Here is an 811-nt window from a genome sequence, read left to right on the forward strand (position 1 = left end):
CGTCAGATGTGTATAAGCGACCGGCGCGACGCCGAGCAGGCGGCACGGGCGCGGGTCCTCGCCGCACGTCGTGCGGCGCACCCCCCGGACGGCGCCGGCACCGCGCCCGACCTCAGCGACGTCCCGCCGGACGTCGCGGTGCTCTGGCGCACCCCCGCCCCCGCGCGCCGCGGCCCCCGCCCGGGCCTGTCGCTCGCCCAGATCGCCGACGCCGGCATCGCGCTCGCCGACGCGGAGGGGCTCGACGCGGTCTCCATGGCGCGCGTGGCGGACTCGCTGGGCTTCACGACGATGTCGCTCTACCGGTACGTGACCAGTAAGGACCAGGTCCTCATGCTCATGGCCGACCGCGCCGCCGGGCAGCCGCCGCACGTGGGTCCGGAGGTCGGCGGCTGGCGCGCGCGCACCGAGCTGCTGCTCGAGCTCCAGCGCCCCGTCCTCGCCGCCCACCCGTGGCTCGCACGGACGACGAGCACGCTCTTCGCTGTCGGGCCGAACCGGCTCGCGTGGATGGACGCGATGCTGGCGTGCCTGGAGGGCACGCGGCTCTCCGAGGCGGAGAAGCTGCACGTGGTGGGCGTGCTGTCGGCCCACCAGCTCGACTGGGCACGCCTGATCGAGGCCTACGCGGCACGCGAGCGGACGCCCGGCGACGGGGACGGCGCCGACCCGGACGCGGTCATCGCGCGGTTCGTCGACCCGGTCGCGCACCCGGCGCTCGCGCGCGCGGTGGCGGGCGGCGCGCGCGACCCGGCCCTATCAGATAATCAAAAAAACGAACCCACGAGACTCTAACGCCGAACTCGTATGG

Annotated in this window: 1 protein-coding gene; it reads left to right on the top strand. The window is 75.0% G+C overall.

What is annotated here, in order from left to right:
* The coding region (locus AB6N23_RS18510) for a TetR/AcrR family transcriptional regulator (protein ID WP_412867414.1) at positions 1-795 on the top strand (795 nt) is incomplete at its 5' end.
* Between the last annotated feature and the right edge of the window lie 16 nt (positions 796-811).

The organism is Cellulomonas pasadenensis, from assembly GCF_047229365.1.
Lineage (GTDB): Bacteria > Actinomycetota > Actinomycetes > Actinomycetales > Cellulomonadaceae > Cellulomonas.